The sequence below is a fragment of the Pantoea sp. JK genome, assembly GCF_026130245.1.
Classification (GTDB): Bacteria; Pseudomonadota; Gammaproteobacteria; order Enterobacterales; family Enterobacteriaceae; genus Pantoea; species Pantoea trifolii.
This window is the reverse complement of the sequence record NZ_JAINFN010000007.1, coordinates 156,486-181,891: the sequence shown is the minus strand read 5'-3', so window position 1 is coordinate 181,891 and position 25,406 is coordinate 156,486. Positions and strand designations below refer to the sequence as shown.

Annotated in this window: 22 protein-coding genes; 3 read left to right on the top strand and 19 right to left on the bottom strand. The window is 54.9% G+C overall.

Features of this window, described 5'->3' with window-relative positions:
• Positions 1-124: 124 nt before the first annotated feature.
• From lpxC to ilvI, 19 genes are all read right to left on the bottom strand, one after another.
• Positions 125-1,042: a UDP-3-O-acyl-N-acetylglucosamine deacetylase gene (gene lpxC, locus PanJK_RS16410; RefSeq protein WP_265301204.1), complete on the bottom strand. Its 918-nt coding sequence runs from the start codon at positions 1,040-1,042 to the stop codon at positions 125-127.
• Between the two features lie 101 nt (positions 1,043-1,143).
• On the bottom strand, positions 1,144-2,298 hold the full coding sequence (gene ftsZ, locus PanJK_RS16405; protein ID WP_256695609.1) for a cell division protein FtsZ: 1,155 nt from the start codon (positions 2,296-2,298) through the stop codon (positions 1,144-1,146).
• Positions 2,299-2,369: 71 nt separating this feature from the next.
• Entirely contained in the window at positions 2,370-3,626 is a 1,257-nt protein-coding gene (gene ftsA / locus PanJK_RS16400) for a cell division protein FtsA (protein WP_007888634.1), read from the bottom strand.
• Complete coding sequence (gene ftsQ / locus PanJK_RS16395; RefSeq protein WP_154192991.1) at positions 3,623-4,462, bottom strand: cell division protein FtsQ; 840 nt, start codon at positions 4,460-4,462, stop codon at positions 3,623-3,625. The genes ftsA and ftsQ overlap by 4 nt, the downstream gene beginning before the upstream one ends.
• Position 4,463: 1 nt before the next feature.
• The gene (locus PanJK_RS16390) at positions 4,464-5,384 is read right to left on the bottom strand and encodes a D-alanine--D-alanine ligase (protein ID WP_265301199.1); all 921 of its coding nucleotides are present in this window, start codon (positions 5,382-5,384) and stop codon (positions 4,464-4,466) included.
• Complete coding sequence (murC, locus tag PanJK_RS16385; protein WP_101762113.1) at positions 5,377-6,852, bottom strand: UDP-N-acetylmuramate--L-alanine ligase; 1,476 nt, start codon at positions 6,850-6,852, stop codon at positions 5,377-5,379. The genes PanJK_RS16390 and murC overlap by 8 nt, the downstream gene beginning before the upstream one ends.
• A 69-nt stretch (positions 6,853-6,921) precedes the next feature.
• Complete coding sequence (gene murG / locus PanJK_RS16380) at positions 6,922-7,980, bottom strand: undecaprenyldiphospho-muramoylpentapeptide beta-N-acetylglucosaminyltransferase (protein WP_154181787.1); 1,059 nt, start codon at positions 7,978-7,980, stop codon at positions 6,922-6,924.
• Entirely contained in the window at positions 7,977-9,191 is a 1,215-nt protein-coding gene (gene ftsW, locus PanJK_RS16375) for a cell division protein FtsW (RefSeq protein ID WP_256695606.1), read from the bottom strand. Before ftsW ends, murG begins: the two co-directional genes overlap by 4 nt.
• Positions 9,191-10,507 carry a UDP-N-acetylmuramoyl-L-alanine--D-glutamate ligase gene (gene murD, locus PanJK_RS16370; RefSeq protein ID WP_265301194.1) on the bottom strand — a complete coding sequence of 439 codons (1,317 nt, stop codon included), beginning with the start codon at positions 10,505-10,507 and terminating at the stop codon, positions 9,191-9,193. The genes ftsW and murD overlap by 1 nt, the downstream gene beginning before the upstream one ends.
• A 2-nt stretch (positions 10,508-10,509) precedes the next feature.
• Positions 10,510-11,592, bottom strand: a complete 1,083-nt coding sequence (gene mraY, locus PanJK_RS16365) for a phospho-N-acetylmuramoyl-pentapeptide-transferase (protein ID WP_008108613.1) — start codon at positions 11,590-11,592, stop codon at positions 10,510-10,512.
• Entirely contained in the window at positions 11,586-12,947 is a 1,362-nt protein-coding gene (gene murF, locus PanJK_RS16360; protein ID WP_265301191.1) for a UDP-N-acetylmuramoyl-tripeptide--D-alanyl-D-alanine ligase, read from the bottom strand. Before murF ends, mraY begins: the two co-directional genes overlap by 7 nt.
• Complete coding sequence (murE, locus tag PanJK_RS16355) at positions 12,944-14,431, bottom strand: UDP-N-acetylmuramoyl-L-alanyl-D-glutamate--2,6-diaminopimelate ligase (protein ID WP_265301189.1); 1,488 nt, start codon at positions 14,429-14,431, stop codon at positions 12,944-12,946. Before murE ends, murF begins: the two co-directional genes overlap by 4 nt.
• On the bottom strand, positions 14,418-16,184 hold the full coding sequence (locus PanJK_RS16350; protein ID WP_008108616.1) for a peptidoglycan glycosyltransferase FtsI: 1,767 nt from the start codon (positions 16,182-16,184) through the stop codon (positions 14,418-14,420). The genes murE and PanJK_RS16350 overlap by 14 nt, the downstream gene beginning before the upstream one ends.
• 16 nt (positions 16,185-16,200) lie before the next feature.
• Positions 16,201-16,521, bottom strand: coding sequence for a cell division protein FtsL (gene ftsL, locus PanJK_RS16345; RefSeq protein ID WP_256695601.1), 321 nt, complete (start codon positions 16,519-16,521; stop codon positions 16,201-16,203).
• A complete protein-coding gene (rsmH, locus tag PanJK_RS16340; RefSeq protein ID WP_265301186.1) occupies positions 16,518-17,459 on the bottom strand; it encodes a 16S rRNA (cytosine(1402)-N(4))-methyltransferase RsmH in 942 nt (313 codons plus the stop codon). The genes ftsL and rsmH overlap by 4 nt, the downstream gene beginning before the upstream one ends.
• A 2-nt stretch (positions 17,460-17,461) precedes the next feature.
• Positions 17,462-17,920, bottom strand: coding sequence for a division/cell wall cluster transcriptional repressor MraZ (gene mraZ, locus PanJK_RS16335; RefSeq protein WP_265301184.1), 459 nt, complete (start codon positions 17,918-17,920; stop codon positions 17,462-17,464).
• Between the two features lie 492 nt (positions 17,921-18,412).
• Positions 18,413-19,423, bottom strand: a complete 1,011-nt coding sequence (cra, locus tag PanJK_RS16330; RefSeq protein WP_265301182.1) for a catabolite repressor/activator — start codon at positions 19,421-19,423, stop codon at positions 18,413-18,415.
• Between the two features lie 197 nt (positions 19,424-19,620).
• Positions 19,621-20,112 carry an acetolactate synthase small subunit gene (ilvN, locus tag PanJK_RS16325; protein WP_008108620.1) on the bottom strand — a complete coding sequence of 164 codons (492 nt, stop codon included), beginning with the start codon at positions 20,110-20,112 and terminating at the stop codon, positions 19,621-19,623.
• Between the two features lie 2 nt (positions 20,113-20,114).
• The gene (gene ilvI / locus PanJK_RS16320; RefSeq protein ID WP_256695598.1) at positions 20,115-21,839 is read right to left on the bottom strand and encodes an acetolactate synthase 3 large subunit; all 1,725 of its coding nucleotides are present in this window, start codon (positions 21,837-21,839) and stop codon (positions 20,115-20,117) included.
• 733 nt (positions 21,840-22,572) lie between these two features.
• Between ilvI and leuL the strand changes: the two genes are divergently transcribed.
• The 3 genes from leuL to leuB all read left to right on the top strand — a co-directional run bounded on the left by leuL (position 22,573) and on the right by leuB (position 25,406).
• Entirely contained in the window at positions 22,573-22,656 is an 84-nt protein-coding gene (gene leuL / locus PanJK_RS24015; RefSeq protein WP_099686952.1) for a leu operon leader peptide, read from the top strand.
• 93 nt (positions 22,657-22,749) lie between these two features.
• The gene (leuA, locus tag PanJK_RS16315; RefSeq protein WP_265301176.1) at positions 22,750-24,312 is read left to right on the top strand and encodes a 2-isopropylmalate synthase; all 1,563 of its coding nucleotides are present in this window, start codon (positions 22,750-22,752) and stop codon (positions 24,310-24,312) included.
• Between the two features lie 2 nt (positions 24,313-24,314).
• Positions 24,315-25,406: a 3-isopropylmalate dehydrogenase gene (gene leuB, locus PanJK_RS16310; protein ID WP_008108624.1), complete on the top strand. Its 1,092-nt coding sequence runs from the start codon at positions 24,315-24,317 to the stop codon at positions 25,404-25,406.

Sequence of the window (25,406 nt, the reverse complement as noted above, 5' to 3'; positions counted from 1 at the left end):
GGGTTTCGCCAGTCACAACAGCGAATTGAGATCGGTTTGGCAGGATTAAAAGCGAGGCAATAAAAAACGGCAGGTTCAACTGACCGGAGAGGGTGTCAGCGAAACCTGCCGTTTTATGTCTGGCTTACGCCAGAACTAAATTTGGTGCTTTGAATGCCAGTGGCAGTTCTGCTTCATCTTCGAAGGTCGCCCATTCCCAGGCTTCCTGCTTAGCCAGAACCGCTTGCAGCAACTTGTTGTTCAACGCATGGCCAGATTTTAAGGCGGTAAACGCGCCAATAACGTTGTGGCCGCACATGAACAGGTCGCCGATCGCATCGAGCATTTTATGACGAACAAATTCGTCTTCAAAGCGCAGACCGTCTTCGTTTAATACGCGGAAATCATCGAGGCCAATCGCACAATCTAAACTACCGCCCAGGCACAGGCCTTTAGACTGCAGATATTCGATTTCACGCATAAAGCCAAAAGTGCGCGCACGGCTGATTTGGCGAACAAAGTTCTCAGCCGAGAAGTTGAGCTGGTAACGCTGCGAGCTTGAGTCGATCGCTGGATGTTTGAAGTCGATAGTGAAGTCGAGTGAAAAACCGTTATACGGTTTGATCTCGGCCCACTTATCGCCATCTTCCACACGCACCGTTTGCTTAACGCGTACGAATTTCTTCGCGCTGTTCAGCTCTTCGATGCCTGCGTCCATCAGCAGATAGACAAAAGGTGCGGCACTGCCATCCATAATCGGGATTTCCGGTGCATCAACTTCAACAATAATGTTGTCGATGCCCAAGCCCGCCAATGCGGCGTTCAGGTGTTCAACTGTTGAAATACGCACGCCTTCATCATTCACCAGGCAAGTACTCAGCATGGTGTCGCGCACATATTTTGCATCAGCCGGGAAATCTACCGGTGGATTCAAGTCAGTGCGACGATAGATGACCCCGGTGTTAGCCGACGCAGGGCGTAACGTCAGTGTGACTTTCTTGCCGGTATGTAAACCGACACCAGTCGCCTGAACAATACGTTTTAGTGTCCTTTGTTTGATCATCGCTTTATCTCGCAATATTACCTGTCCGACCGCCAGTATAAATTACCAGCGGGCGAATACTTTAGCACAAAGAGCGGAGAATCCCAATTCTCGGGATATTCTTAGTCTGCCTGCTTACGCAAGAAGGCTGGAATATCAAGGTAATCGGGTTCTTTACTGGATGCAGTCGGTTGGTCATTCACCACTTTCGCAGCCGGTTTCTGCTCCTGCGGCAGCGGCGCCATGCCGTGCTGCTGGTAGCGATGATCCATCACTGGCTGAGTGGCCGGTTTATTGGTCACCAGCGTGATTTCAGGGCGCTTATCCATGCCGATGCCGGTTGCCACCACAGTCACACGCAGTTCATCGTTCATCTCTGGATCCAGAGAAGTACCGATAACCACGGTTGCGTTGTCAGAAGCGAAGGCGCGGATGGTGTTACCCACGGTTTCGAACTCATCAAGACGCAGGTCGAAGCCCGCAGTGATGTTGACCAGCACGCCGCGCGCGCCAGACAGATCGATGTCTTCCAAAAGTGGAGAGGAGATCGCCATTTCTGCCGCTTCTTCTGCACGGTCTTCACCACATGCCACGCCGGAACCCATCATGGCATAGCCCATTTCTGACATCACGGTACGCACGTCCGCGAAGTCGACGTTCATCAGGCCAGGACGTGTAATCAGTTCAGCGATACCCTGTACTGCGCCTTTCAATACGTCGTTAGCTGCGCCGAACGCATCCAACAGAGAAATACCGCGACCCAGAACTTTCAGCAGCTTGTCGTTTGGAATAGTGATCAGTGAATCGACATGCTTAGACAGTTCCGCGATACCCTGCTCAGCAAAAGCCATACGCTTTTTGCCTTCAAAGTTGAATGGCTTAGTCACCACCGCAACAGTCAGGATACCCAAATCTTTTGCCACTTCAGCTACAACTGGCGCTGCACCGGTACCGGTACCGCCGCCCATGCCAGCTGCGATGAACACCATGTCTGCACCATCCAGCGCAGCACGCAGTGCTTCGCGATCCTCTTCTGCAGAGTTACGACCCACTTCTGGGTTCGCACCTGCGCCAAGACCTTTAGTGATATTGGTCCCGATCTGGATCGTCTGGCCGACCGCTGTCTTACGCAACGCTTGCGCGTCGGTGTTTACAGCGAAGAATTCCACACCTTCGATACGCTCGCGTACCATGTGCTCTACGGCGTTGCCACCGCCACCGCCGACGCCGATGACTTTAATCACCGCGTCATTGGTTAATTCCATAGGTTCAAACATGATTTCTCTCCGTTATGTGCCTGTCGCCTGGAGATCATAAACATTGCCAGCATGATCTCCTTTTTCAAAAATTAAAATTCTTTCTTCAGCCAGCTGTTGATTCGTTTAAACCAGTTGCCCACTGAAGCGCGTTTTTCCGTTTCTGCATCACCGTTCATGTGTGACTCTTTGCCGTAATGCAGCAGGCCAACTGCCGTAGAGTAATACGGCTCCTGCGCATAATCTGTCAGGCCGGTGATGTTAAGCGGCTGTCCGATGCGCACTTGCGTGTGGAACACGCGCTGTGCGCAGGCTGCCAAACCTTCAATCTGCGCCGCACCACCGGTCAGCACGATACCGGCTGCCAGATGGTGTTTCACACCTTGCTGGCGCAGCTGCTCCTGTAATTGCAGAATCTCGTCGTTGACCAGATTCAACAGTTCGGTGTAACGCGGCTCGATCACTTCAGCCAGCGTTTGACGCTGCAGGCTACGCGGTGGACGTCCACCTACGCTCGGCACTTCGACATTTTCGTCTTTGCCGACAATCGAGCCCAATGCGCAACCATGACGCACTTTAATCGCTTCTGCGTCGGTCGGCGGCGTACCAAAAGCGTAGGCGATATCGCTGGTTACCACGTTCCCGGCATACGGGATCACTTTGGTATGACGCAGTGCACCGCCAGTATAGACAGCGATATCCATTGTACCGCCACCGATATCAACAACACAGACGCCCAGCTCACGTTCATCTTCTGTTAACACTGAGAAACTGGATGCCAGGCCAGCAAAAATCAGTTGGTCAACTTTCAGGCCACAACGTTCAACGGCTTTGACAATATTTTTTGCCATATCGTTGTGGCAGGTGATCAAATGTACTTTCGCCTGCATACGCACGCCGGAAAGTCCCACTGGATTCTTAATGCCTTCCTGATAATCGATGGCATATTCCTGCGGAATGACATGCAGGATACGATGCTCGTCACGTACGCGAACGGATTTCGCCGTATGCACCACGTTCTCTACATCATCCTGAGTCACTTCCTCTTCCGAAATCGGAACCATCCCGATTTCGTTCTGGCAACTGATATGTTTGCCCGATAAAGCAAGGTAGACCGATGAAATCTGGCAGTCCGCCATCAATTCAGCCTGATCGATGGCACGTTGTACGCATTTCACCACCGATTCCAGATCGTTTACGCCGCCTTTATCCATGCCGCGAGACGGGCAACTGCCCACCCCAATAATATTGACCATACCATCGGGCAGAATTTCCCCAACCAGGGCGGACACCTTCGCGGTGCCAATTTCGAGTCCTACTACCAGTTTTCTGTCCGTTGCCTTGATCATTGTGGTTTAGCCTGTGCCTGGTTCTGTTGCTGATTACTGTCCTGTGGCTCTATCGGTGCAGCGGCCCAACCGACGGCGGCGCCCGAATCGTAGCGCAAATCAACATACGTGATGCGCTGGTTCTGACTCTGGCCCTGCTGCTGCAAATCCGGATAAAGCTCAATAAAACGGTTCAGACGCTTCATGGTATCGCTGCGACCTAATTCGATGCGCACATCGTCACTGGTCACTAATTGCCATGAGCGCCGCGCCGTCATCGACGCGACCTTCAGGGTAAACTTGTTAGCCTTTAACACATCACTCATGGTGTGATAGCCAGCTAACACCTCGTTTTCACTGCCTTCCGGGCCGTACAGCATTGGCAACGCTTCTTTGCCAACGTGACTGGCCGGTACGCTGAAGGAGACGCCATCGGCGTCCACCATGTGTGAGTCGTTCCAGCGTGCCACCGGAACGTACTCCACCAGATTTATCTTCAGCTCATCAGGCCACTGCTTGCGTACACTGACCTGCTTAATCCAGGGTAAACGCTCAATCTGCTGCTGGATAATATCCACGTTCTGCGACATGAAGGTCCCCGGCGCGCCAAGCGATAAAATGGCCTGGCGAATATCGTCATGCGTGGTGTAGTGGGTTTGCCCGGTCACCACCAGCTTCGATAACGGCAAGCGTGACGCGTCATTCATCCACTTCAGCACCACGAGGCCGCCCGCCACCATGATGCCCAGCACAATCAGCAGGAACACCATGCCAAACAGTCGCGCACCGTTGCTACGCCCGGAGCGTGTCCGCTCCTGAGGTTCGCGATTGCGTACTCGTATCGCCGCCTGAGACATATCAGTCAGCCAGCTCCAGAATACGCGCTACCAGCTGCGGGAAGCTGTATCCCGCTTGCTTCGCTGCCATCGGCACTAAGCTGTGGCTGGTCATGCCAGGCGAAGTATTCACTTCCAGCAACTGGAAGTTGCCCTCACCGTCAGCCATCACGTCGACACGCCCCCAGCCGCTGCAACCCAATGCGCGCCAGGCTGACCACACCAACGTCTGCAATTCTGCTTCCTGCTCGGCGCTTAATCCGCTCGGGCAGAAGTATTCAGTATCGTCAGAAATGTATTTAGCTTCATAGTCATAGAACTCGCTGGCGGTTTTAATTCTGATAGAAGGCAGAATTTGCTCACCCACGATGCCCACGGTGTACTCCGCGCCGCTCAAAAACGCTTCGATCAGTACGTCATCATCATGACGAAAAGCTTTTTCAAGCGCTGCGGGTAAGGCATCCGCATGGTTCACGCGGCTGATACCCACGCTAGAACCTTCGCAGCTTGGCTTCACAAACAGCGGTAAGCCCAGCGCCTCAATGGCGGCGGTGGTATCCGCGTCTAAACCTTGCTCATGCTGCTGACGCGTCAGCCAGACAAATTTGCCTGAGGGTAATCCCCTGCCCTGCCACAACAATTTGCTGCGTAGTTTGTCCATGGTGATGGCGGAAGCCATCACGCCGCTGCCGGTATAGGGCAATTGCAGGAACTCCAGCACCGCTTGCAGCGTGCCGTCTTCACCACCGCGGCCGTGCAAAGCAATAAACGCTTTAGCGAAACCCTGCTGTTTCAGATTCAGCACTGACACATCACGCGTATCGACTGCATGCGCATCAATGCCCATTTCACGCAGTCCGGCTAGCACCGCCGCACCGGACATCAGCGACACGTCACGCTCTGCCGAAGTGCCGCCCATCAATACTGCAACCTTCTCAGTCATGGCGCGCCTCCGACTTAACGGCAGGCTGTAATTCGTTTTCGGCCAGCTTGCGGGCAATCTTGCCGATGTTGCCTGCGCCCTGCACGATCACCAGATCATCGCCCGACAGCAACGGCGCCAGCGCGTCTGGCAGCGCGTCATGCTCAGAAACCAGAATCGGATCAACCTTGCCACGGTTACGAATCGCGCGGCACAGCGAACGGCTGTCAGCGCCGGGAATCGCGGCTTCACCCGCCGGATAGACATCCAGCATCAGCAACACATCCACCTGCGAAAGCACATTCGCGAAATCATCAAACAGGTCACGCGTACGCGTATAACGATGTGGCTGGAACACCATCACCAGCTTCTTGTCAGGCCAGCCCGCACGTGCGGCTTTGATGGTGACATCCACTTCGGTAGGATGATGGCCGTAATCATCGACCAGCATCGCGCTGCCTGGGTTACCGTTAACGGCGGCGGTATCGAACTCACCCAGCACGTCAAAGCGGCGTCCGGTGCCCTGGAAGCTCTCCAGCGCGGCCAGAATCGCGTTATCTTCAATGCCTTCTTCGCTGGCGACAGCTACCGCGGCAGCCGCGTTCAGAGCGTTATGACGGCCCGGCGCGTTCAGCGTCACTTTCAGCACCGGCTTATCCTGACGGATGATGGTGAAGTGCCCTTGTGCACCACGCTGCTCATAATTCTCGATACGCACATCTGCGTCGTCGCTGAAGCCATAGGTGGTTACCTGGCGGCCTACGCGCGGAATCAGGTCACGAATCACCGCGTCATCCACGCACATTACCGCGCGTCCGTAGAACGGCAGGTTGTGCAGGAAGTTAATGAACGTCTGCTTCAGGTTCTCAAAATCACCCTGATAGGTGTCCATGTGATCGGCTTCGATGTTGGTGACAATCGCCACCATCGGCTGCAGATGCAGGAAGGACGCATCACTTTCATCGGCTTCTGCAATCAGGTAACGGCTGCTGCCCAGGCGCGCATGCGTACCTGCGGCCTTAACCAATCCGCCGTTAACGAAGGTCGGATCCAGTCCGCCTTCCGCGTAAATGCTGGTCACCATCGCGGTGGTGGTGGTTTTACCGTGCGTACCGGCAACGGCAATGCCGTGACGGAAACGCATCAGTTCTGCCAACATCTCAGCACGACGAATGACGGGAATACGCTGCTCACGTGCGGCAACCAGCTCAGGGTTATCCTGCGCAACGGCTGTCGACACTACGACAACGCTGGCATCGGTGACGTTTTCCGGACGATGGTTGAAATAAATCGTCGCGCCCAGCGCCGCCAGATGCTGTGTCACCGCGTTCGGTGCCAGATCAGAACCGCTAATGTGATAGCCTTCGTTCGCCAACACCTCGGCAATACCGCCCATGCCAGCACCACCGATGCCGACAAAGTGAATGTGCCGGACGCGACGCATCTCGGGCACAATAGAACGCAGTTTTGCCAATTGTTGTGTATTCATCTGTTTCAATTACCTGTTTTTCCCGTTTGTACCTGCTAAAGGTACGGGCCAAATCAACTGGCCGATTAATTACTTCGCGACGCGCGCCACTTCATTTGCAACCCGCTCGGTTGCATCGGGAATCGCGACCTGACGGGCTTTTTCTGCCATCGCCAACAATGTGGTGCGATCCCAGTGACGCAGCGTGTCCGCTACCACAGCTGCGGTAAATTGCGGCTGCTCGAAAATTTTGGCTGCGCCCGCTTTTTCCAGCGGCAACGCATTCCAGTACTGCTGACGATCTTTGTGCTGAAACGGCACGAAAATCGCCGGTAAACCTGCGGCGGCCACTTCGCTCACCGTCAATGCACCCGAACGGCACACCACCACATCGGCCCAGGCGTAAGCTTCGGCCATGTCATCGATAAACTCGGTGACTTTGTGCTGCGGCTGGCCCGCTGCGCGGTAAGCCTGCTGCACGGTTTCCAGTCCGCCTTTCCCGGTTTGATGCCAAACCGTAATGGCTTCACCTAACTCTGCGGCTACTTGTGGCACGGTCTGGTTGAGGATACGCGCGCCCTGGCTGCCGCCGACCACCAGCACGCGAATCGGGCCGGAACGTGCGCTCAGACGTTCTGCCGGTAACGGCAGCGCTAACACATCGGTACGCACCGGATTGCCAACCACTTCAGCATTTGGAAACGCACCGGGAAACGCCTGCATCACTTTGGTGGCGATTTTCGCCAGCCACTTATTGGTCAGGCCGGCAATGCCGTTCTGCTCATGCAGCACCACCGGGATACCGCAGCTCCACGCGGCTAAACCACCGGGACCTGAAACATAGCCGCCCATGCCCAGCACCACATCCGGCTGCCAGCTCTTCATGATGCGACGCGCCTGGCGCCAGGCATTGAAGATGCGCACCGGTGCCAGCAACTGCGCTTTCACGCCTTTACCGCGTAAACCGCTGATGCGGATAAAATCAATTTCAATGCCGTGTTTTGGTACCAAATCCGCTTCCATTCGGTCAGCGGTTCCCAGCCAGCGCACCTGCCAGCCTTGTTCCATCAGGTGATGGGCAACGGCCAGACCGGGGAACACGTGTCCGCCAGTACCGCCTGCCATGACCATCAGCCGTTTGCCACTCATCGAGCACCTCGGGTAAACGCCTGCGCTTTCGCCAGACGCGTTTCATAATCTATCCGCAATAAAAACACGATGGCGGTCGACATGATGATCAGACTCGAACCACCGTAACTGATCAGCGGCAATGTCAGACCTTTGGTCGGCAGCATGCCCGCCGCCGCACCGACGTTAACCAGCGCCTGGAAGCTAAACCACACGCCAATCGAGCAAGCGAGGAAGCCTGAGAAGCGCTGATCGATCTCCAGAGCACGGCGACCAATCGACATCGCGCGAAAAGCGACGAAGAATACCATCAACAGCGCTAAAACCACACCGACATAACCCAACTCTTCACCGATGATGGAGAAGATAAAGTCGGTATGTGCTTCCGGCAGATATTCCAGTTTCTGCACCGAGTTGCCTAAGCCCTGTCCCCAGAACTCACCGCGTCCAAATGCCATCAAGGATTGCGTCAGCTGGTAGCCGCTACCGAACGGATCTTCCCACGGGTTCCAGAAGGACGTTACACGGCGCATACGGTACGGTTCCGCGATGATCAGCAGCACCACGGCGAAAATGCCGGAGCCGATGATCGCCAGGAACTGCCACATTTTCGCCCCGGCGAGGAACAGCATCGCCAGCGTGGTAACAAACAGCACGACCACGGTACCGAGGTCAGGCTGCGCCAGTAGCAGCACGGCCAGCACCACCATCACGCCCATCGGCTTACAGAAGCCCCAGAAGTTGTTACGCACCTCTTCTACTTTGCGCACCAGATAGCTTGCGAGATAGCAGAACAGCGTCAACTTCGAGAGCTCAGCCGGCTGAATACGCAGCGGGCCGAGGGCAATCCAGCGCGAAGCACCGTTCACCGAGCTACCGACCACCAACACGATCAGCAGCATCACCACTGAAACCATCAGCATCACGTTGCTGTAGCGCTGCCAGAAATCCATCGGGATGCGCAAGGTCACCAGCGCCATGCCGAAGGCCAAAGCGATATAGAATGCATCACGCTTGGCAAAGTAGAACGGATCTTCGTTCAGACGTTGACCAACCGGCATTGACGCCGACGTCACCATCACAAAACCGATCAGCGCCAGCCCAAAGGTCAGCCACAGCAGCGTGCGATCGTACAGCACCACCGGCGCATCATCACTGTCGCGCGCGCCCATCACCCAATCGCGCAGGCGCACTGACAGATAATTGGCGATACCGGCTCCAGGAATGCGCATCAGCTCAACTCCTTCGCCAGTTGCGCGAACTGATCGCCGCGCTGTTCAAAATTACGGAACTGATCAAGGCTGGCGCAGGCCGGTGATAACAGCACCATATCGCCCGCTTTTACCTGTGCGGCAATTTGCGTCATCGCCTGCTGCATGGTTTCTGTGCGCGTGGCAATCTCCGGACGCAGTGCCGCTAACGCATCGCCATCGCGACCAAAACAGAACAGCTTCACGCTGTCGCCTTGCAGATAGCGCGCCAGCGGGCTGAAGTCAGCCGATTTGCCGTCGCCGCCCAGCAGCAGCCACAACGTGCCTTTTACCTTCAGGCCGTTCAGCGCCGCTTCGGTGCTGCCAACGTTGGTAGCTTTGGAATCGTTGATCCAGCGCACACCGTTGGCTTCATGCACCAGCTGGAAGCGGTGCGCAAGGCCGGTAAAGGTGGTTAAGGCTTTCAGGCTGGAAGCGCGCGGGATGTTCACCGCGTCGGCCAATGCCAGCGCTGCCAGCGCGTTGGTGTAATTATGTTGACCTACCAGCGTCATCTCATCGGTGTTCAGGACTTTCTCGCCCTTCGCCCGCAGCCAGGTGCTGCCTTGCTGCTGATTGAGATGATAATCGCCAAGGTTGATGCCGAAGCTCACGCAGCGCTGATCCACACCGCGCACCGGCATGGTCATGCCATCGTCAGCGTTCACTACGCAGACGCTGGCGTTTTCGTAAATACGCAGCTTGGCGGCACGATATTGCTGCATGCCGAGCGGATAGCGATCCATATGATCCTCGGTGAGATTGAGGATCGTCGCCGCGGCCGCTTTCAGGCTGTGTGTGGTTTCCAGCTGGAAGCTGGAGAGTTCGAGCACATAGAGCTGTGCTGGCGATTTCAATAGCGTTAGCGCCGGCAAACCGATGTTGCCGCCCACGCCTACCTGCCACCCTGCGGCACGCGCCATTTCACCCACCAGCGTCGTCACGGTGCTTTTGCCGTTCGAACCGGTAATCGCCACAATTGGTGCCTGCGCTTCACGGCAGAACAGCTCGATATCGCCAATGATTTCAATCCCGGCATCGGCGGCTTCGCTCAAAGCAGGATGCGCCAGCGCGATGCCTGGGCTAGCGATAATCAGATCGGACGCCAGCAGCCAATCGCTATTAATACCGCCAACATAGCGCTCCACCGAGGCTGGCAGCTTGTCCAGCCCCGGTGGCGAGACACGGGTATCCATCACGCGTGGCGTAACGCCTTGCGCGAGGAAGAAATCAACACAGGAGAGGCCAGTAATGCCTAATCCTATGATGACGACTTTTCTGCCCCGATAGTCAGCCATGATTAACGTACCTTCAGCGTTGCCAGGCCAATCAGCACCAGCATCAGCGAAATAATCCAGAAGCGCACGATGACGCGCGGCTCCGGCCAGCCTTTCAATTCATAGTGATGGTGAATCGGCGCCATGCGGAAAATACGTTGACCGCGCAGCTTGAACGATCCCACCTGCAGAATCACCGACAGCGTTTCGACCACAAACACGCCGCCCATGATCAACAGTAAGAATTCCTGGCGCAGTAGCACGGCGATAGTGCCGAGCGCGCCACCCAGCGCCAGTGAGCCGACATCGCCCATGAACACTTGCGCTGGATAGGTGTTGAACCACAAAAATCCGAGTCCGGCTCCGACAATCGCGGTGCAGACAATCACTAACTCGCCCGCGTGGCGTAAATAAGGAATATGCAGATATTCGGCAAACTTGACGTTACCGGTTGCCCAAGCCACCAGCGCAAAACCTGCTGCCACGAACACCGTTGGCATAATGGCTAAGCCATCAAGGCCGTCCGTTAAGTTAACCGCGTTGCCAGTACCAACAATCACGAAGTAGGCCAGCACCACGTAGAACAGGCCAAGTTGCGGCATGATGTCTTTAAAGAACGGCACCACCAGCTGCGTCGCAGGCGTATCTTTACCGGCGATAAACAGCGCGAATGCAACGGCCAGCGAAATCACTGACATCCAGAAGTATTTCCAGCGCGCAATCAGGCCTTTGGTGTCTTTGCGCACCACTTTGCGATAGTCATCCACAAAGCCGATGATGCCAAAACCAACCAACACCACCAGCACGCACCAGACGTATGGATTGGATGGATAGGCCCACATCAGCACCGAAATGGTGATAGAGGTGAGGATCATCACGCCGCCCATGGTTGGCGTACCACGTTTGCTGAAGTGTGACTCTGGACCATCATTACGCACCACCTGGCCAATCTGCAGTTTCTGCAGCCAGGCAATCAGGCGCGGGCCCATCCACAGAGAAATGAACAAAGCGGTCAGCAGGCTGACAATGGCGCGAAACGTCAGGTACGAGAAGACGTTAAAGCCGGAATAAAATGCGACCAGATGTTCGGCCAGCCAGACTAGCATGTTCCTTTCTCCTGTAAGCTCTGTACTACCTGCTCCATGGCGGCACTACGTGAACCTTTAACCAAAATAGTGATGTCCTGATGTTCGGACAGCAATGTGCGTAAACGTTCAGTCAGCGCGGTTTTCGTGGCGAAATGCTCGCCTTTGCCGCTGCTTTCGCCAATCAACTGGCTTAGGGTTCCGGTGCTCAGCACGCAATCAATGCCTGCTGCTTTGGCCGCATCGCCCACCTGCCGATGGCACAACTCGGCTTCATCACCCAGTTCAGCCATATCGCCCACCACCATCACACGGTAACCCGGCATATCGCCCAGCACCTGCGCGGCAGCCGTCATCGAACCGACGTTGGCGTTGTAGCTGTCATCCAGCAGCAATTGATTGGCCGCCAGACGAATCGGGAACAGTCGACCAGGAACCGCCTGTAACGTTTTAAGGCCAACTTTAATCGCCGTCAGCGGCGCATCTACTGACAATGCGAGCGCTGCAGCGGCTAACGCATTCGCGATGTTATGACGGCCTGGCAGCGGTAATTCCACGGCAATATCACCGCGTGGCGTATGCAGCGTGAACAGTGTGGCATCGGCACGCAGCACGATTTCGCTGGCGCGGAACTCAGCATCAGCCAATGGCTGCGGCGAGAAGCGCCACAGGGTTTTATCCACAAGCTGTGATTGCCAGTTAGCAAGATCGTTGCTGTCGGCGTTGACGATCGCGGTACCGTGTACCGGTAAGCCGCCAAAAATCTCGCCTTTGGCTTTCGCCACACCGGCCAGTGAACCAAAGCCTTCCAGATGAGCGGCGGCCAGGTTATTGACTAACGCGGTTTCCGGGCGTACCAGATCGGTGGTGTAAGCAATTTCGCCTTGATGGTTGGCACCCAGCTCGATCACGGCGTAAGCATGTTCTTTAGTGAGACGCAGCAGCGTCATCGGCACACCGAAATCGTTGTTCAGGTTGCCTGCGGTGTAGAGCGTTTCGCCACACTGGCGCAGAATCGCGGCGGTCATCTCTTTGACCGAGGTTTTACCGGATGAACCGGTTAAAGCAACCACGCGCGCTTTCGCCTGTTGGCGTACCCACGCAGCGAGTTGCCCGAAAGCAATGCGCGTATCAGCGACAACCACCTGCGGTACAGTAACCTTCAGCAGCTTACTTACCAGCAGCGCCTGCGCGCCGTTGGCAATGGCATCGTTAGCGAAATCATGAGCATCAAAACGTTCACCCACCAGCGCCACAAACAGGCTACCGGCGGTGACTTTACGTGTATCGGTGGTGACATCGGCAATGGTTAGGTCCGCGCCGTGCAGTTGGCCGCCGCTGATTTCGGCCAGCGTGTTGAGCGAAACGGGAATCATGCCATCACCCCCAACGAACGGGCGACGGTGTCGCGATCGGAGTAATCCAGACGGCGGTTGCCAATGATTTGATAATCCTCGTGGCCTTTTCCGGCCACCAACACAATGTCATCGGCGCCAGCTTGCATCACGGCGTTGGTGACCGCCTGCGCACGACCGGAAACCACACGCACGCGGCCCGGATCGAGCAAGCCGGTGAGAATGTCATTCACAATCGCCATCGGCTCTTCGCTGCGCGGATTATCGTCGGTGATCACCACGATGTCGGAGAATTGCTCAGCAATCGCGCCCATTAGCGGACGTTTGCCTTTGTCGCGATCGCCACCGCAGCCAAACACGCACCACAGCTGGCCTTTACAGTGCAGACGCGCCGCTTCAAGCGCTTTTTCCAGCGCATCTGGCGTATGAGCGTAATCGACAACCACAGTAGGTTTATCTGGCGCAGTAAACACTTCCATGCGACCACACACCGGCTGCAGCTGCGGTGCCGTGGCGACCAGCGCATCAAGCGGATAGTCCAGCGCCAGCAGCGTAGCCAGCGCCAGCAACAGGTTGCTCACGTTGAAAGCGCCCATCAGGCGGCTATCAAACTCGCCGTTGCCCCAACTGGAGCTGAACCGGATGTGCGCACCGCCATCGTGATAATCCACCGCGGTGGCTTTGAGCCAGCGACCATGACAGCCCGATTGCAGATTGTCTTCCATGGTGACCGCTACCGCATCCGGCAATTTTGCCAGCCAGCGACGGCCCACTTCATCATCAGCGTTGATGATGGCTTCAGCGACTTGATGCTCAGAGAACAGTAACCATTTAGCGGATTCATAGCTCTGCATATCACCGTGATAATCGAGGTGATCGCGGCTTAGGTTAGTAAACACCGCAGCCGCAAACGGCAAGGCTGCAACACGATGCTGCACTAAACCGTGTGAGGAGACTTCCATCGCCGTCAGAGTTGCGCCCTGCCCGACTAAATCATTCAGCACATGCTGCACGTCCACCGCAGAACCGGTGGTGTTTTCGGTGGCCACCAGTTGACCGTAAAGGCCATTGCCGACCGTGCCCATTACTGCGCCGGTTTCACCCAGCAAGTTGGCCCACTGCGCCATCAGTTGCGTGGTGGTGGTTTTACCGTTGGTGCCGGTAACACCGATTAATTTCAGTTTGCTAGCAGGCTGCTGATAAAAGCGCCCGGCCAGTGCAGAGAGACGCTGCTGCAACTGCGCCAGATAGATAACCGGGACGCCATGCATCTCACGGATATCTCCATCGCTGGCTTCACCTTCAGCTTCGGCAATCACTGCCGCCACGCCTTGTGCAATAGCCTGCGGAATAAAACGACGTCCATCAGCATGATGGCCCGCCACGGCGATAAACAGATCGCCAGAAGCCGCAGCGCGGCTATCTAGTGTCATGTCACGGAGTGGACGCGCCGGCGCACCCGGCACCCACGGGGCCAGTAAGTCGCGCAGGTTACGATCTGTCACTTGATTCCTCACTTCTATTCTTCACCAACTCGTTCTTATCAACTGTCGGCAGCGCATCAGGTTCGATATTCATGGTACGCAACACGCCGCCCATGATGGCACCAAACACCGGTGCTGAAACCGCACCACCATAATATTTACCGGCCTGGGGATCGTTGATCACCACCACCAGCGCAAAACGAGGGCGGCTGGCAGGCGCAACGCCTGCGGTATAAGCAATGTATTTGTTGACATAACGTCCATCCGGTCCAACCTTCTTGGCGGTACCGGTTTTGATGGCAATGCGATAGCCCTTAATGGCGGCTTTAACCCCACCGCCGCCAGGCAACGCAACGCTTTCCATCATGTGCATCACCGTTTTCACCAGGTCTTCCTGGAAAACGCGTTCACCCGCTACCGGCGGGTCAACTTTGGTGATCGACAGCGGGCGATTGATGCCGTAGCTGCCAATGGTTGCGTAGACTCGCGCTAACTGTAACGGCGTTACCATTAGCCCGTAGCCGAAAGAGAAGGTGGCCCTCTCTATGTCAGACCACCGTTGTTTTTGAGGGTATAAGCCACTACTTTCCCCGACCAGCCCCAAATTGGTCGGTTTACCCAGCCCAAAGCGCGCGTAAGTATCTACGAGTGCTGAGGAGGGCATCGCTAACGCCAAACGTGAAACCCCGACGTTACTCGACTTCTGTAAAACCCCGGTAAGGGTCAATTCGTTGTAGCGCGCCACGTCTTTGATCTCATGACCATTGACGCGGTACGGCACGGTGTTCAGTACGCTGTTCTCTTTCACCACACCGCGCTGCAAGGCCGTCATCACCACCATCGGTTTTACGGTGGAACCGGGTTCGAAGATGTCGGTAATGGCACGGTTACGCATCACGTCTTTCGGCGTGTTGCTGAGATTATTCGGGTTGTAAGCGGGGCTGTTCGCCATCGCCAGCACTTCGCCGGTGTTCACATCCACCAGCACGGCGGTGCCTGATTCGGCTTTGTTGAACGCTACGGCGTTATTCAGTTCGCGGTACACCAGCGCCTGCAAACGTTCATCAATGCTCAGCGTCAGATTGTGTGCGGCGCGGCTGTCTACCGAAGAGATATCTTCGATGACGCGGCCATTGCGGTCTTTACGCACCGTACGTTCGCCCGGTGCGCCAGTCAGCCATTTGTCGAAGCTCTTTTCGATGCCTTCGATGCCCTGACCATCAATGTTGGTGAAACCAATCAGGTGCGCGGTAACCTGGCCCGCCGGATAGTAGCGGCGCGACTCTTCACGCAGATAGATGCCCGGCAGCTTAAGCTTTTTCACGTACTCGCCAATCGCCGGATTCACCTGGCGCGCCAGATAGACAAAGCGCCCTTTCGGGTTGGCGTTGATGCGTGCAGCGAGTTGATCAAGCGGAATTGATAACGCATCCGACAGCGCTTTCCAGCGGCTATCCAGTGAGACGCCACCGTGCTCGGTCAGCTCTTTCGGATCGGCCCAGATCGCATTTACCGGCACGCTCACCGCCAGTGGACGACCAGCACGATCGCTGATCATCCCGCGCGCGGTTGGCACCGATTGCACGCGCAGCGAACGCAAATCGCCCTCTTTCACCAGCTTGTCAGGGTTGATTACCTGCAGCCATGCTACGCGCGACAGCAGTCCGCCCAGCGCCAGTAAAATGCACCCGCACAGTAACGCAAAGCGCCAGCTTACAAAGCTGGCCTTATCTTCTTGTTTTTTTAACTTCAGCGTTTTGCCTGCGCCACTCATTAAGTTCTGCGATTCCTTATTTCTGCACCACAATATTTTCCTGCGAAGGATCAACATGCTGCATTTGCAGTTTATCGGTTGCTATTCGCTCTACGCGGCTATGATCGCCCAGTGCGTTCTCTTCAAGAATCAGGTTGCGCCATTCGATATCGAGCGCATCACGCTCCAGCACCAGCTGTTCACGCTGCGCCGTTAACAGGCGCGTCTTGTGCGTAGTGGTCACCACCATTACCGAGGAGACCAGCACCGCAGCCAACAACAGCATTGGGATCTTGCCAAATCGCAGCAAGTCCCCACCAATAACACCGGGTAAGCTGTGGCGCTCGTTGCCAATCATGAGGCCGTTCGCTCCGCGATACGCAACACCGAACTACGCGCTCGTGGGTTTTCATTCACTTCGGCTTCACCAGGAATCAGCTTGCCCAGCGTTTTCAGTTCACGTCCGCCTAAAGCTTTGAGCTGCGACTCGGTCATCGGAATCCCTGCTGGCACCTGCGGACCGCGGCTCTGATCGCGCATAAAGCGCTTCACTAAGCGATCTTCCAGTGAGTGGAAGCTGATAATCGACAACCTGCCGCCGGGTGCGAGAACCGATAATGCCCCTTTCAGCGCAGTATCAATCTCTTCCAGCTCGCTGTTGATCCAGATACGAATCGCCTGGAAAGTACGCGTTGCCGGATGCTTAAATTTGTCTTTGACGGGCATCGCGGCGGCAATCACCGTTGCCAGCTCTTTGGTGCGCGTCATCGGCTGTTCGCGGTTGCGCTCAACGATGGCGCGCGCAATACGCTTACCGAAACGCTCTTCACCGTAGGTTTTGATCACGAAAGCGATATCTGCCTCTTCCGCGCTCATCAGCCATTCAGCGGCTGATTGCCCGCGCGTTGGGTCCATACGCATATCCAGCGGCCCATCACGCATAAAGGAGAAGCCGCGTTCGGCATCATCCAGCTGTGGTGAAGAGACGCCCAGATCGAGCAAAACGCCATCGATCTTACCGGTCAGCCCACGCTCTTCGACATATTCCGCCAAGGCAGAAAACGGCCCATGCACGATCGAGAAACGCGGATCCTTTATCTCAGCGGCTGCGGCTATCGCTTGCGGATCGCGATCAATCGCTATCAGTTGCCCTTTCTCGCCAAGCTGAGAAAGGATTAAGCGCGAGTGACCGCCGCGACCAAAAGTGCCATCGATATAAATGCCGTCTTCCCTGATATTGAGGCCGTTTACCGCCTCATCCAGCAGCACTGTGGTGTGTTTGAAATTTTCCTGCATAGCTATAGCGACAAGTCCTGCAACCGCTCAGATAAAGGCTCCTGAGCCGACTGTTCTGTGTCAATATCATCCTTAACTTGTTGATACCAGGTCTGTTCATCCCACAGCTCAAACTTGTTGAACTGTCCAACCAGCATCACTTCTTTGGTCAGGCCGGCGTGTTGACGTAACGTGTTCGCCAACAACAAACGACCCGCATTATCCATCTGGCATTCACTGGCATGTCCCAACAGCAATCGCTGTACGCGACGCTCGGCGGGATTCATGCTGGATAAGCGAGACAGCTTTTTCTCAATGATTTCCCATTCGGGCAGGGTATAAAGCAGTAGGCATGACTGGTGGAGGTCAATGGTGCATACCATTTGCCCCTGAGACTCTGCGACAAGCAATTCACGATAGCGCGTTGGTACTGCTAATCGCCCTTTGCTGTCGAGATTGACTAACGTTGCTCCACGGAACATGCCAGCCTTACCCCTCAATCACCCGTTTTCACCACTTTATCCCACTTTTTACCACGAAACGAGTTTACGGAGCCGATGAAATCCTTGTCAAGCCGCAACGGCAAGTGAATATCACTATTTACATCGGGTGAAATTAATCAGAGAGGGAATTAATCGACATGGATTCGCAAAATAAAAAATTAACCTGATGAATAATTGAATAAAAATTTTCGCACAATGAAAAATGGTGAAAAATAAAGCGCTTTTACGCGGAATTATATTTGCCCTGCAATCTGCGACGACGGCGGCATTTTAGGGGATTTCTGAAAGGAAGCCCAGCATCATCGCGCCAGCTCTGCTAAGACACGCTGCTGAAGATGTAAACAGTTAAGAAAAGTCAGCAGGGTTAAATTGTTAGCTGGAGTGGCGATTATTTACGCTTATTTACGCCGTAAGGTTTGCAGGAAATAGCTGCAGGTTAAATTAACACTGGGCAGTGAACTGCCCAGCATTTCATTTAACGCGGCGGCTTAATTGTCCGCGGCGGAATAAATTACGACGAATGCGGGTTAAACCCGGTTTCGGTTTACGCGGTTCATCCAGCGAGGCCAAAACCAGTTCCAGCACGCGCTCAGCCACGTCGCGATGACGCTGACCCACCGCCAGCACCGGACACTCAAGGAAGTCCAGCAATTCGTGGTCGCCAAAGGTGGCAATCGCCAGATCGGTTGGCAAGCGGCCATCACGCTTCAAGGTAACGTCCATTACGCCCTGCAGCAGCCCAAACGACGTGGTAAACAGCGCCTCCGGCATCGGATGATCGTCGAGGTACTTCTCAAACAGCGTTGCTGCGGCGGCACGATCAAAACTGTTGCAGTAAATGTAATCAATGGGCCGTTCGTCGTCTTTCCACGCATCGCGGAAGCCGAGTTCACGCAGGAAACTCACCGACAATTCCGGCAGCGCCCCAAGGAACAGCACGTTTTTCACCGATAGCTGACGCAATTCAGCCGCCAATGCCTGCGCATCATCCTGATCGGCACCCACCACGCTGGTAAAGTGTTCACGATCCAGCGCACGGTCCAGCGCGATAATCGGTAAAGGATCGTTGATCCAACGCTGATAGAACGGATGCTCTGGCGGCAGTGAAGTCGAAACGATGATGGCATCAACCTGACGCTGCAACAGATGCTCGATGCAGCGCATTTCATTGTCCGGCTGATCTTCCGAGCAGGCAATGAGTAGCTGATAACCGCGCTGACGCGCCTGGCGTTCCAGATAGTTGGCAATGCGCGTGTAACTGGTGTTTTCCAAATCAGGGATCACCAGGCCAATTGAACGCGTGCGTCCGGCACGCAGCCCTGCCGCGACGGCATTCGGGTGATAGTTGTGTTCACGCACCACCGCCATCACTTTCTCGACGGTTTTCTCGCTGACACGATACTGCCGCGCTTTGCCATTGATTACATAGCTGGCCGTGGTGCGCGACACGCCTGCCAGGCGCGCAATTTCATCCAGTTTCACGGTGACACCTTAATTCTGATAAGCCAGCGCTGGCGAAAATATCCGCAGAGTAGCTATGGGTAAAACATTTGTAACATCTAACCGCAGAACACTACGCCGAGCAACCGCTTTTCTCTCTCATCCTGGATAAGCGCATAAAATAAAAAAACCCGGCTTTTCGCCGGGTTAGAATCAGATAAAAACGTTACTTAAGGTGATTAACGCATTACGCGATCGCCACGCGACACACCCACGATTCCTGAACGAGCTACTTCAACAATTTCTGCTACGTCGCGAACGGTGTTAAGAAACGCGTCGAGTTTATCACTGGTGCCTGCCAGCTGAACCGTGTAAAGCGTTGGCGTGACATCGATAATCTGACCACGGAAAATTTCCGCACTGCGCTTCACTTCTTCACGGCCGTAACCGCTGGCCTGGATTTTCACCAGCATGATTTCACGCTCAACGTAAGCGCCCTGCCCCAGCTCGCTGACACGTAACACGTCCACCAGCTTGTGCAACTGCTTCTCGATCTGCTCCAGCACTTTCTCATCGCCGACCGTTTGAATCGTCATCCGTGACAAGGTCGGATCATCGGTTGGCGCGACAGTAAGGCTTTCGATGTTGTAACCACGTTGAGAGAACAGTCCCACTACGCGGGACAATGCGCCGGATTCGTTTTCCAGCAGAACCGATAAAATACGACGCATAATTAAGTCCTCTCCGTTTTGCTCAACCACATCTCATCCATCGAACCACCACGAATTTGCATCGGGTAAACGTGCTCGCTGCCGTCAATATTCACATCCACAAACACCAGACGGCCTTTCGCCAGCGTATCTAGTGCCAGCTGCAGCTTCTCTTCCAGTTCCGCAGGATGCGCAATGGAGATCCCCACATGACCATAAGCTTCGGCCAGACGCACGAAGTCAGGCAGCGATTGCATGTAAGACTGCGAGTGGCGACCGGAGTAAATCATGTCCTGCCACTGCTTAACCATGCCGAGGAAGCCGTTGTTGAGGTTCAATACCAGCACCGGTAAATCGTACTGCAGCGCGGTCGATAGCTCCTGAATGTTCATCTGGATACTGCCATCGCCGGTCACGCAGATAACCGTTTCATCCGGCAGCGCCATCTTCACGCCCAGCGCAGCAGGCAAGCCGAAGCCCATGGTGCCCAAGCCGCCGGAGTTGATCCAGCGACGCGGCTTGTCGAACTGGTAATAAAGTGCGGCAAACATCTGATGCTGACCGACGTCAGAGGTGACGTAAGCTTCGCCTTTAGTCAAACGACAGATGGTTTCGATGACAGCCTGCGGCTTGATTTTGTCAGTGGTGCGATCGAATTCCAGACACTTGCGGCCACGCCAGCCTTCAATGGTCTGCCACCAGTCGCGCAGGCTATCAAGCTCCTGCTTCGCATCGCTTTGCGCCAGCAGCTCTAACATCTGCGCCAGCGTCTGCTTCGCATCGCCGACAATCGGAATGTCCGCGCTGACCGTTTTGGAGATCGACGTCGGATCGACATCGATATGCATAATGGTGGCGTTCGGGCAGTACTTCGCCAGATTGTTGGTGGTGCGGTCGTCGAAGCGCACGCCAATACCGAAAATCAGATCGGCATTGTGCATGGTCATGTTGGCTTCGTAAGTACCGTGCATACCCAGCATGCCGATACACTGACGATGCGTGCCAGGGAACACGCCCAGGCCCATCAGCGAGGTCGTCACCGGAATATTCAGTTGCTCAGCCAGCTGCAGCAATTCTGCTTCGCAGCCCGACATAATCGCCCCGCCGCCGGCGTAAATCACCGGCTTGTGCGCAGCCAGTAACGTTTGCAGCGCGCGCTTGATCTGTCCTTTGTGGCCCTGAATGGTCGGATTGTATGAGCGCATGCTCACGGTTTCCGGCCAGACGTATGGCAGTTTGTTCGCTGGGTTCAGGATATCTTTTGGCAGATCGATAACCACCGGCCCAGGGCGACCGCTGGCAGCCAGCCAGAAGGCCTTTTTCAGCACGGTTGGGATCTCTTCGGCGTTTTTCACCAGGAAGCTGTGCTTCACCACCGGGCGGGAGATACCGACCATGTCGCACTCCTGGAACGCATCGTAACCAATCAGTGACGAAGGCACCTGACCCGACAGAATCACCATCGGGATTGAATCCATGTAGGCGGTTGCAATACCGGTAATCGCGTTGGTGGCGCCCGGACCGGAAGTCACCAGCACCACACCCACTTCACCGGTCGCACGCGCAAGGCCATCGGCCATGTGTACCGCGCCTTGTTCATGGCGGACCAATACGTGGTCAATACCACCGACCGTTTGCAGCGCATCGTAAATATCGAGCACCGCTCCGCCCGGATAACCGAATACCTGCTTAACGCCCTGATCGATTAACGAACGGACGACCATTTCGGCTCCTGACAACATCTCCATTTTCTGCCTCCAGGCTTGAGGGACTGAATCCACTGACGTTCGCGTTTCCCGCACACCACTGATATCCGGCCCCCGATCGCCAATTAAGATCAAAACCTTATGTTTATGCTCAGAAGGCGGCGTTCTTTCCGCCTTCCAGGTACAGGGAATCTACTTGAGTTAATTATATGAGAGTAGGTCGATTACCATAACCGCAGACAACCCGGCCTGCAAACGCCAGGACGCCACGTCGCGCCCGAACCGGCAATAAAGGCACTGATGCGTGATTATTGCCTGCGAGGATTAAACTAATTCTTCGTCATAACCACAGAGGAAAATGCTGGTTTAGAGATTATTTGCAGCGTGTTCTAAGAAATATGATTTTCATATTGCCTGACCACTCAGTCCACAATCTTTTGTGATAATTACTTTCTGGCGTGATTATCTATAAAACGGTCCGATCACATCATATTCTTCTTAACAACAAGCCTAATCTTGTTTTATCAGCAATGCGCATTTCCGACATAACTAATTAATTATCAATGATTTAAAATAAATCCTATTTTCTAAACGATTTTTTAAGTGGATGGAATCACTTCTCCTGTTACTAATTAATGCCATTGCTCTGCGCAGCTGAAAAATCACAGCACATCGCCCTTCTTACGTTACAGAAATACCCTTGCACTTAAGGTTGACTTCACACCTCAATTCCAGTACCAATATGTGCATCCAAAAAATTTACGAGGTTTGAATCATGTTTCATTCTTTCCGCCTACTCGGTCTACTACTAAACGCATCCAGTTTGCGCGGTAGACTCGTGGGCGGAATCAATAACTGATTCGAACCTGTTGAAGTTTAAGAAACCCGCGCCAATGCGCGGGTTTTTTTATGCTCGTAGCACCGGCAACGTTAATGCATAAGGAAGATTACGATGAGCCAGCAAGTTATTATTTTCGATACCACTCTGCGTGATGGCGAACAGGCTTTACAGGCCAGCCTGAGTGTTAAAGAAAAACTGCAAATCGCTCTGGCGTTGGAACGTATGGGCGTGGATGTGATGGAAGTGGGCTTCCCCGTTTCCTCTCCAGGCGATTTTGAATCCGTTCAGACCATCGCTCGTACCATCAAAAACAGCCGCGTTTGCGGACTGGCACGCTGCGTTGAGAAGGACATTGACGCCGCATACGAATCACTGCGTGTGGCTGATGCGTTCCGTATTCACACCTTCATCGCAACCTCGCCGATGCACATCGCGACCAAATTGCGTAGCACGCTGCCGGAAGTGATTGAACGCGCGGTGCGTATGATTAAACGCGCCCGCAACTACACCGACGACGTTGAATTCTCCTGTGAAGATGGCGGTCGTACACCAATCGACGATTTGTGCCGCATGGTTGAAGCCGCGATTAATGCCGGTGCAACCACCATCAACATCCCGGACACCGTCGGCTACACCTTGCCAGGCGAATACGCCAACATCATTGGCCAATTGGTGTCTCGCGTTCCTAACATCGATAAAGCCATCTTGTCCGTTCATACCCATGACGATTTGGGTATGGCGACCGGCAACGCCATCGCCGCAGTATTGGCCGGTGCGCGTCAGGTTGAAGGTACGTTGAACGGTTTAGGCGAGCGCGCCGGTAACTGTGCGTTGGAAGAAGTGATCATGGCGATCAAAACCCGCCAGCAGATCATGAACGTCCACACCAACATTAATCATCAGGAAATCTACCGCACCAGCCAAACCGTGAGCCAAATCTGCAACATGCCGATTCCAGCCAACAAAGCGGTGGTCGGTTCTAACGCCTTCGCCCACTCTTCCGGTATTCACCAGGATGGCGTGCTGAAGAACCGCGAAAACTACGAAATCCTGACGCCAGAATCTATCGGCCTGCACAAAATCCAGCTGAACCTGACTTCCCGTTCTGGCCGCGCAGCGGTGAAACACCGCATGGAAGAGATGGGCTACAAAGAGTCTGATTACAACCTCGACACCTTGTACGACGCCTTCCTGAAGCTGGCCGACAAGAAAGGTCAAGTCTTCGACTACGACCTGGAAGCGTTGGCCTTCATCAACAAGCAGAACGAAGAGCCAGAATATTTCCAGCTGAACGAATTCAACGTGCAGACCGGCTCCAGCGTGACAGCAACGGCTTCCGTGCAGTTAGGCTGCGGTGAAGAGACCAAAGCGGACGCCGCAACCGGTAACGGTCCGGTTGATGCGGTTTATCAGGCGATCAACCGCATCACCGGCTTTGAAGCCGAACTGATCAACTACAAGTTGACGGCAAAAGGCCACGGCGAGAACGCGCTGGGTCAGGTCGATATCGTGGTCAACTACAACGGTCGTAAATTCCACGGCGTTGGCCTGGCGACCGATATCGTCGAATCATCGGCGAAAGCGATGGTGAACGCGTTGAACAACATTTGGCGTGCTAAGCAGGTGGAAAAAGAACTGCAGCGTAAATTTAAAGATCAGAAGGAAACGGTGTAACTATGTCTAAGTCTTCTCATATCGCGGTATTGCCAGGCGACGGAATTGGTCCGGAAGTGATGGCGCAGGCCATGAAAGTTCTCGATGCAATTCGTACGCGTTTCGACATGCGTATCACCACCAGCGAATATGATGTTGGCGGTATCGCCATCGATCGTCATGGTGAACCGCTGCCACCGGCTACCGTTGCCGGCGCAGAGCAAGCGGATGCGATTCTGTTTGGTTCGGTAGGTGGCCCGAAGTGGGAACATCTGCCACCTGCACAGCAACCTGAGCGCGGCGCGCTGTTGCCGCTGCGTAAGCACTTCAAGCTGTTCAGCAACTTGCGCCCTGCGGCACTGTATAAAGGTCTGGAAGCGTTCTGCCCGCTGCGCAGCGATATCGCCGAGCGCGGTTTCGACATCCTGTGCGTGCGTGAATTGACCGGCGGCATCTACTTCGGTCAGCCGAAAGGCCGCGAAGGCAGCGGCCCACATGAGCGCGCGTTCGATACTGAGGTTTATCACCGTTTCGAAATCGAGCGCATCGCGCGTATCGCCTTTGAATCAGCGCGTAAACGCCGCAACATCGTCACCTCAATCGATAAAGCCAACGTGTTACAGACTTCCGTGATGTGGCGCGAGATTGTCAACGAAGTGGCAAAAGATTATCCGGATGTGCAGTTGAGCCACATGTACATCGATAACGCCACCATGCAGCTGATTAAAGATCCATCACAGTTTGACGTGCTGCTGTGTTCTAACCTGTTTGGCGACATCCTGTCAGACGAATGCGCGATGATTACCGGTTCGATGGGCTTGCTGCCTTCTGCCAGCCTGAACGAAGAAGGTTTTGGCCTGTTTGAGCCAGCGGGCGGTTCCGCACCGGATATCGCCGGTCAGAACATTGCCAACCCGATTGCGCAGATTCTGTCGCTGTCACTGCTGCTGCGTTACAGCCTGAATGCGGATGAAGCAGCCGCAAGCATTGAACGCGCTGTCAGCCGCGCGTTGGAAGCGGGTTATCGTACCCGTGATTTGGCCGGTGACGGCAAGGCCGTGAGCACAGATGAGATGGGCAGCATCATTGCCGGTTTCATCGCCGAGGAAAAATAA

Excerpts from the sequence above, each read along its gene's own strand:
- ftsL (WP_256695601.1), bottom strand. The coding sequence starts at position 16,521 with ATGATTGGCAACGAGCGCCACAGCTTACCCGGTGTTATTGGTGGGGAC.
- mraY (WP_008108613.1), bottom strand. The coding sequence starts at position 11,592 with ATGCTAGTCTGGCTGGCCGAACATCTGGTCGCATTTTATTCCGGCTTT.
- ilvN (WP_008108620.1), bottom strand. The coding sequence starts at position 20,112 with ATGCGTCGTATTTTATCGGTTCTGCTGGAAAACGAATCCGGCGCATTG.
- murC (WP_101762113.1), bottom strand. The coding sequence starts at position 6,852 with ATGAATACACAACAATTGGCAAAACTGCGTTCTATTGTGCCCGAGATG.
- lpxC (WP_265301204.1), bottom strand. The coding sequence starts at position 1,042 with ATGATCAAACAAAGGACACTAAAACGTATTGTTCAGGCGACTGGTGTC.
- PanJK_RS16390 (WP_265301199.1), bottom strand. The coding sequence starts at position 5,384 with ATGACTGAGAAGGTTGCAGTATTGATGGGCGGCACTTCGGCAGAGCGT.
- rsmH (WP_265301186.1), bottom strand. The coding sequence starts at position 17,459 with ATGCAGGAAAATTTCAAACACACCACAGTGCTGCTGGATGAGGCGGTA.
- PanJK_RS16350 (WP_008108616.1), bottom strand. The coding sequence starts at position 16,184 with ATGAGTGGCGCAGGCAAAACGCTGAAGTTAAAAAAACAAGAAGATAAG.
- ftsW (WP_256695606.1), bottom strand. The coding sequence starts at position 9,191 with ATGCGCATTCCTGGAGCCGGTATCGCCAATTATCTGTCAGTGCGCCTG.
- murF (WP_265301191.1), bottom strand. The coding sequence starts at position 12,947 with ATGATTCCCGTTTCGCTCAACACGCTGGCCGAAATCAGCGGCGGCCAA.
- leuA (WP_265301176.1), top strand. The coding sequence starts at position 22,750 with ATGAGCCAGCAAGTTATTATTTTCGATACCACTCTGCGTGATGGCGAA.
- leuL (WP_099686952.1), top strand. The coding sequence starts at position 22,573 with ATGTTTCATTCTTTCCGCCTACTCGGTCTACTACTAAACGCATCCAGT.
- ftsZ (WP_256695609.1), bottom strand. The coding sequence starts at position 2,298 with ATGTTTGAACCTATGGAATTAACCAATGACGCGGTGATTAAAGTCATC.
- ilvI (WP_256695598.1), bottom strand. The coding sequence starts at position 21,839 with ATGGAGATGTTGTCAGGAGCCGAAATGGTCGTCCGTTCGTTAATCGAT.
- murG (WP_154181787.1), bottom strand. The coding sequence starts at position 7,980 with ATGAGTGGCAAACGGCTGATGGTCATGGCAGGCGGTACTGGCGGACAC.
- ftsQ (WP_154192991.1), bottom strand. The coding sequence starts at position 4,462 with ATGTCTCAGGCGGCGATACGAGTACGCAATCGCGAACCTCAGGAGCGG.
- mraZ (WP_265301184.1), bottom strand. The coding sequence starts at position 17,920 with ATGTTCCGTGGAGCAACGTTAGTCAATCTCGACAGCAAAGGGCGATTA.
- leuB (WP_008108624.1), top strand. The coding sequence starts at position 24,315 with ATGTCTAAGTCTTCTCATATCGCGGTATTGCCAGGCGACGGAATTGGT.
- murD (WP_265301194.1), bottom strand. The coding sequence starts at position 10,507 with ATGGCTGACTATCGGGGCAGAAAAGTCGTCATCATAGGATTAGGCATT.
- ftsA (WP_007888634.1), bottom strand. The coding sequence starts at position 3,626 with ATGATCAAGGCAACGGACAGAAAACTGGTAGTAGGACTCGAAATTGGC.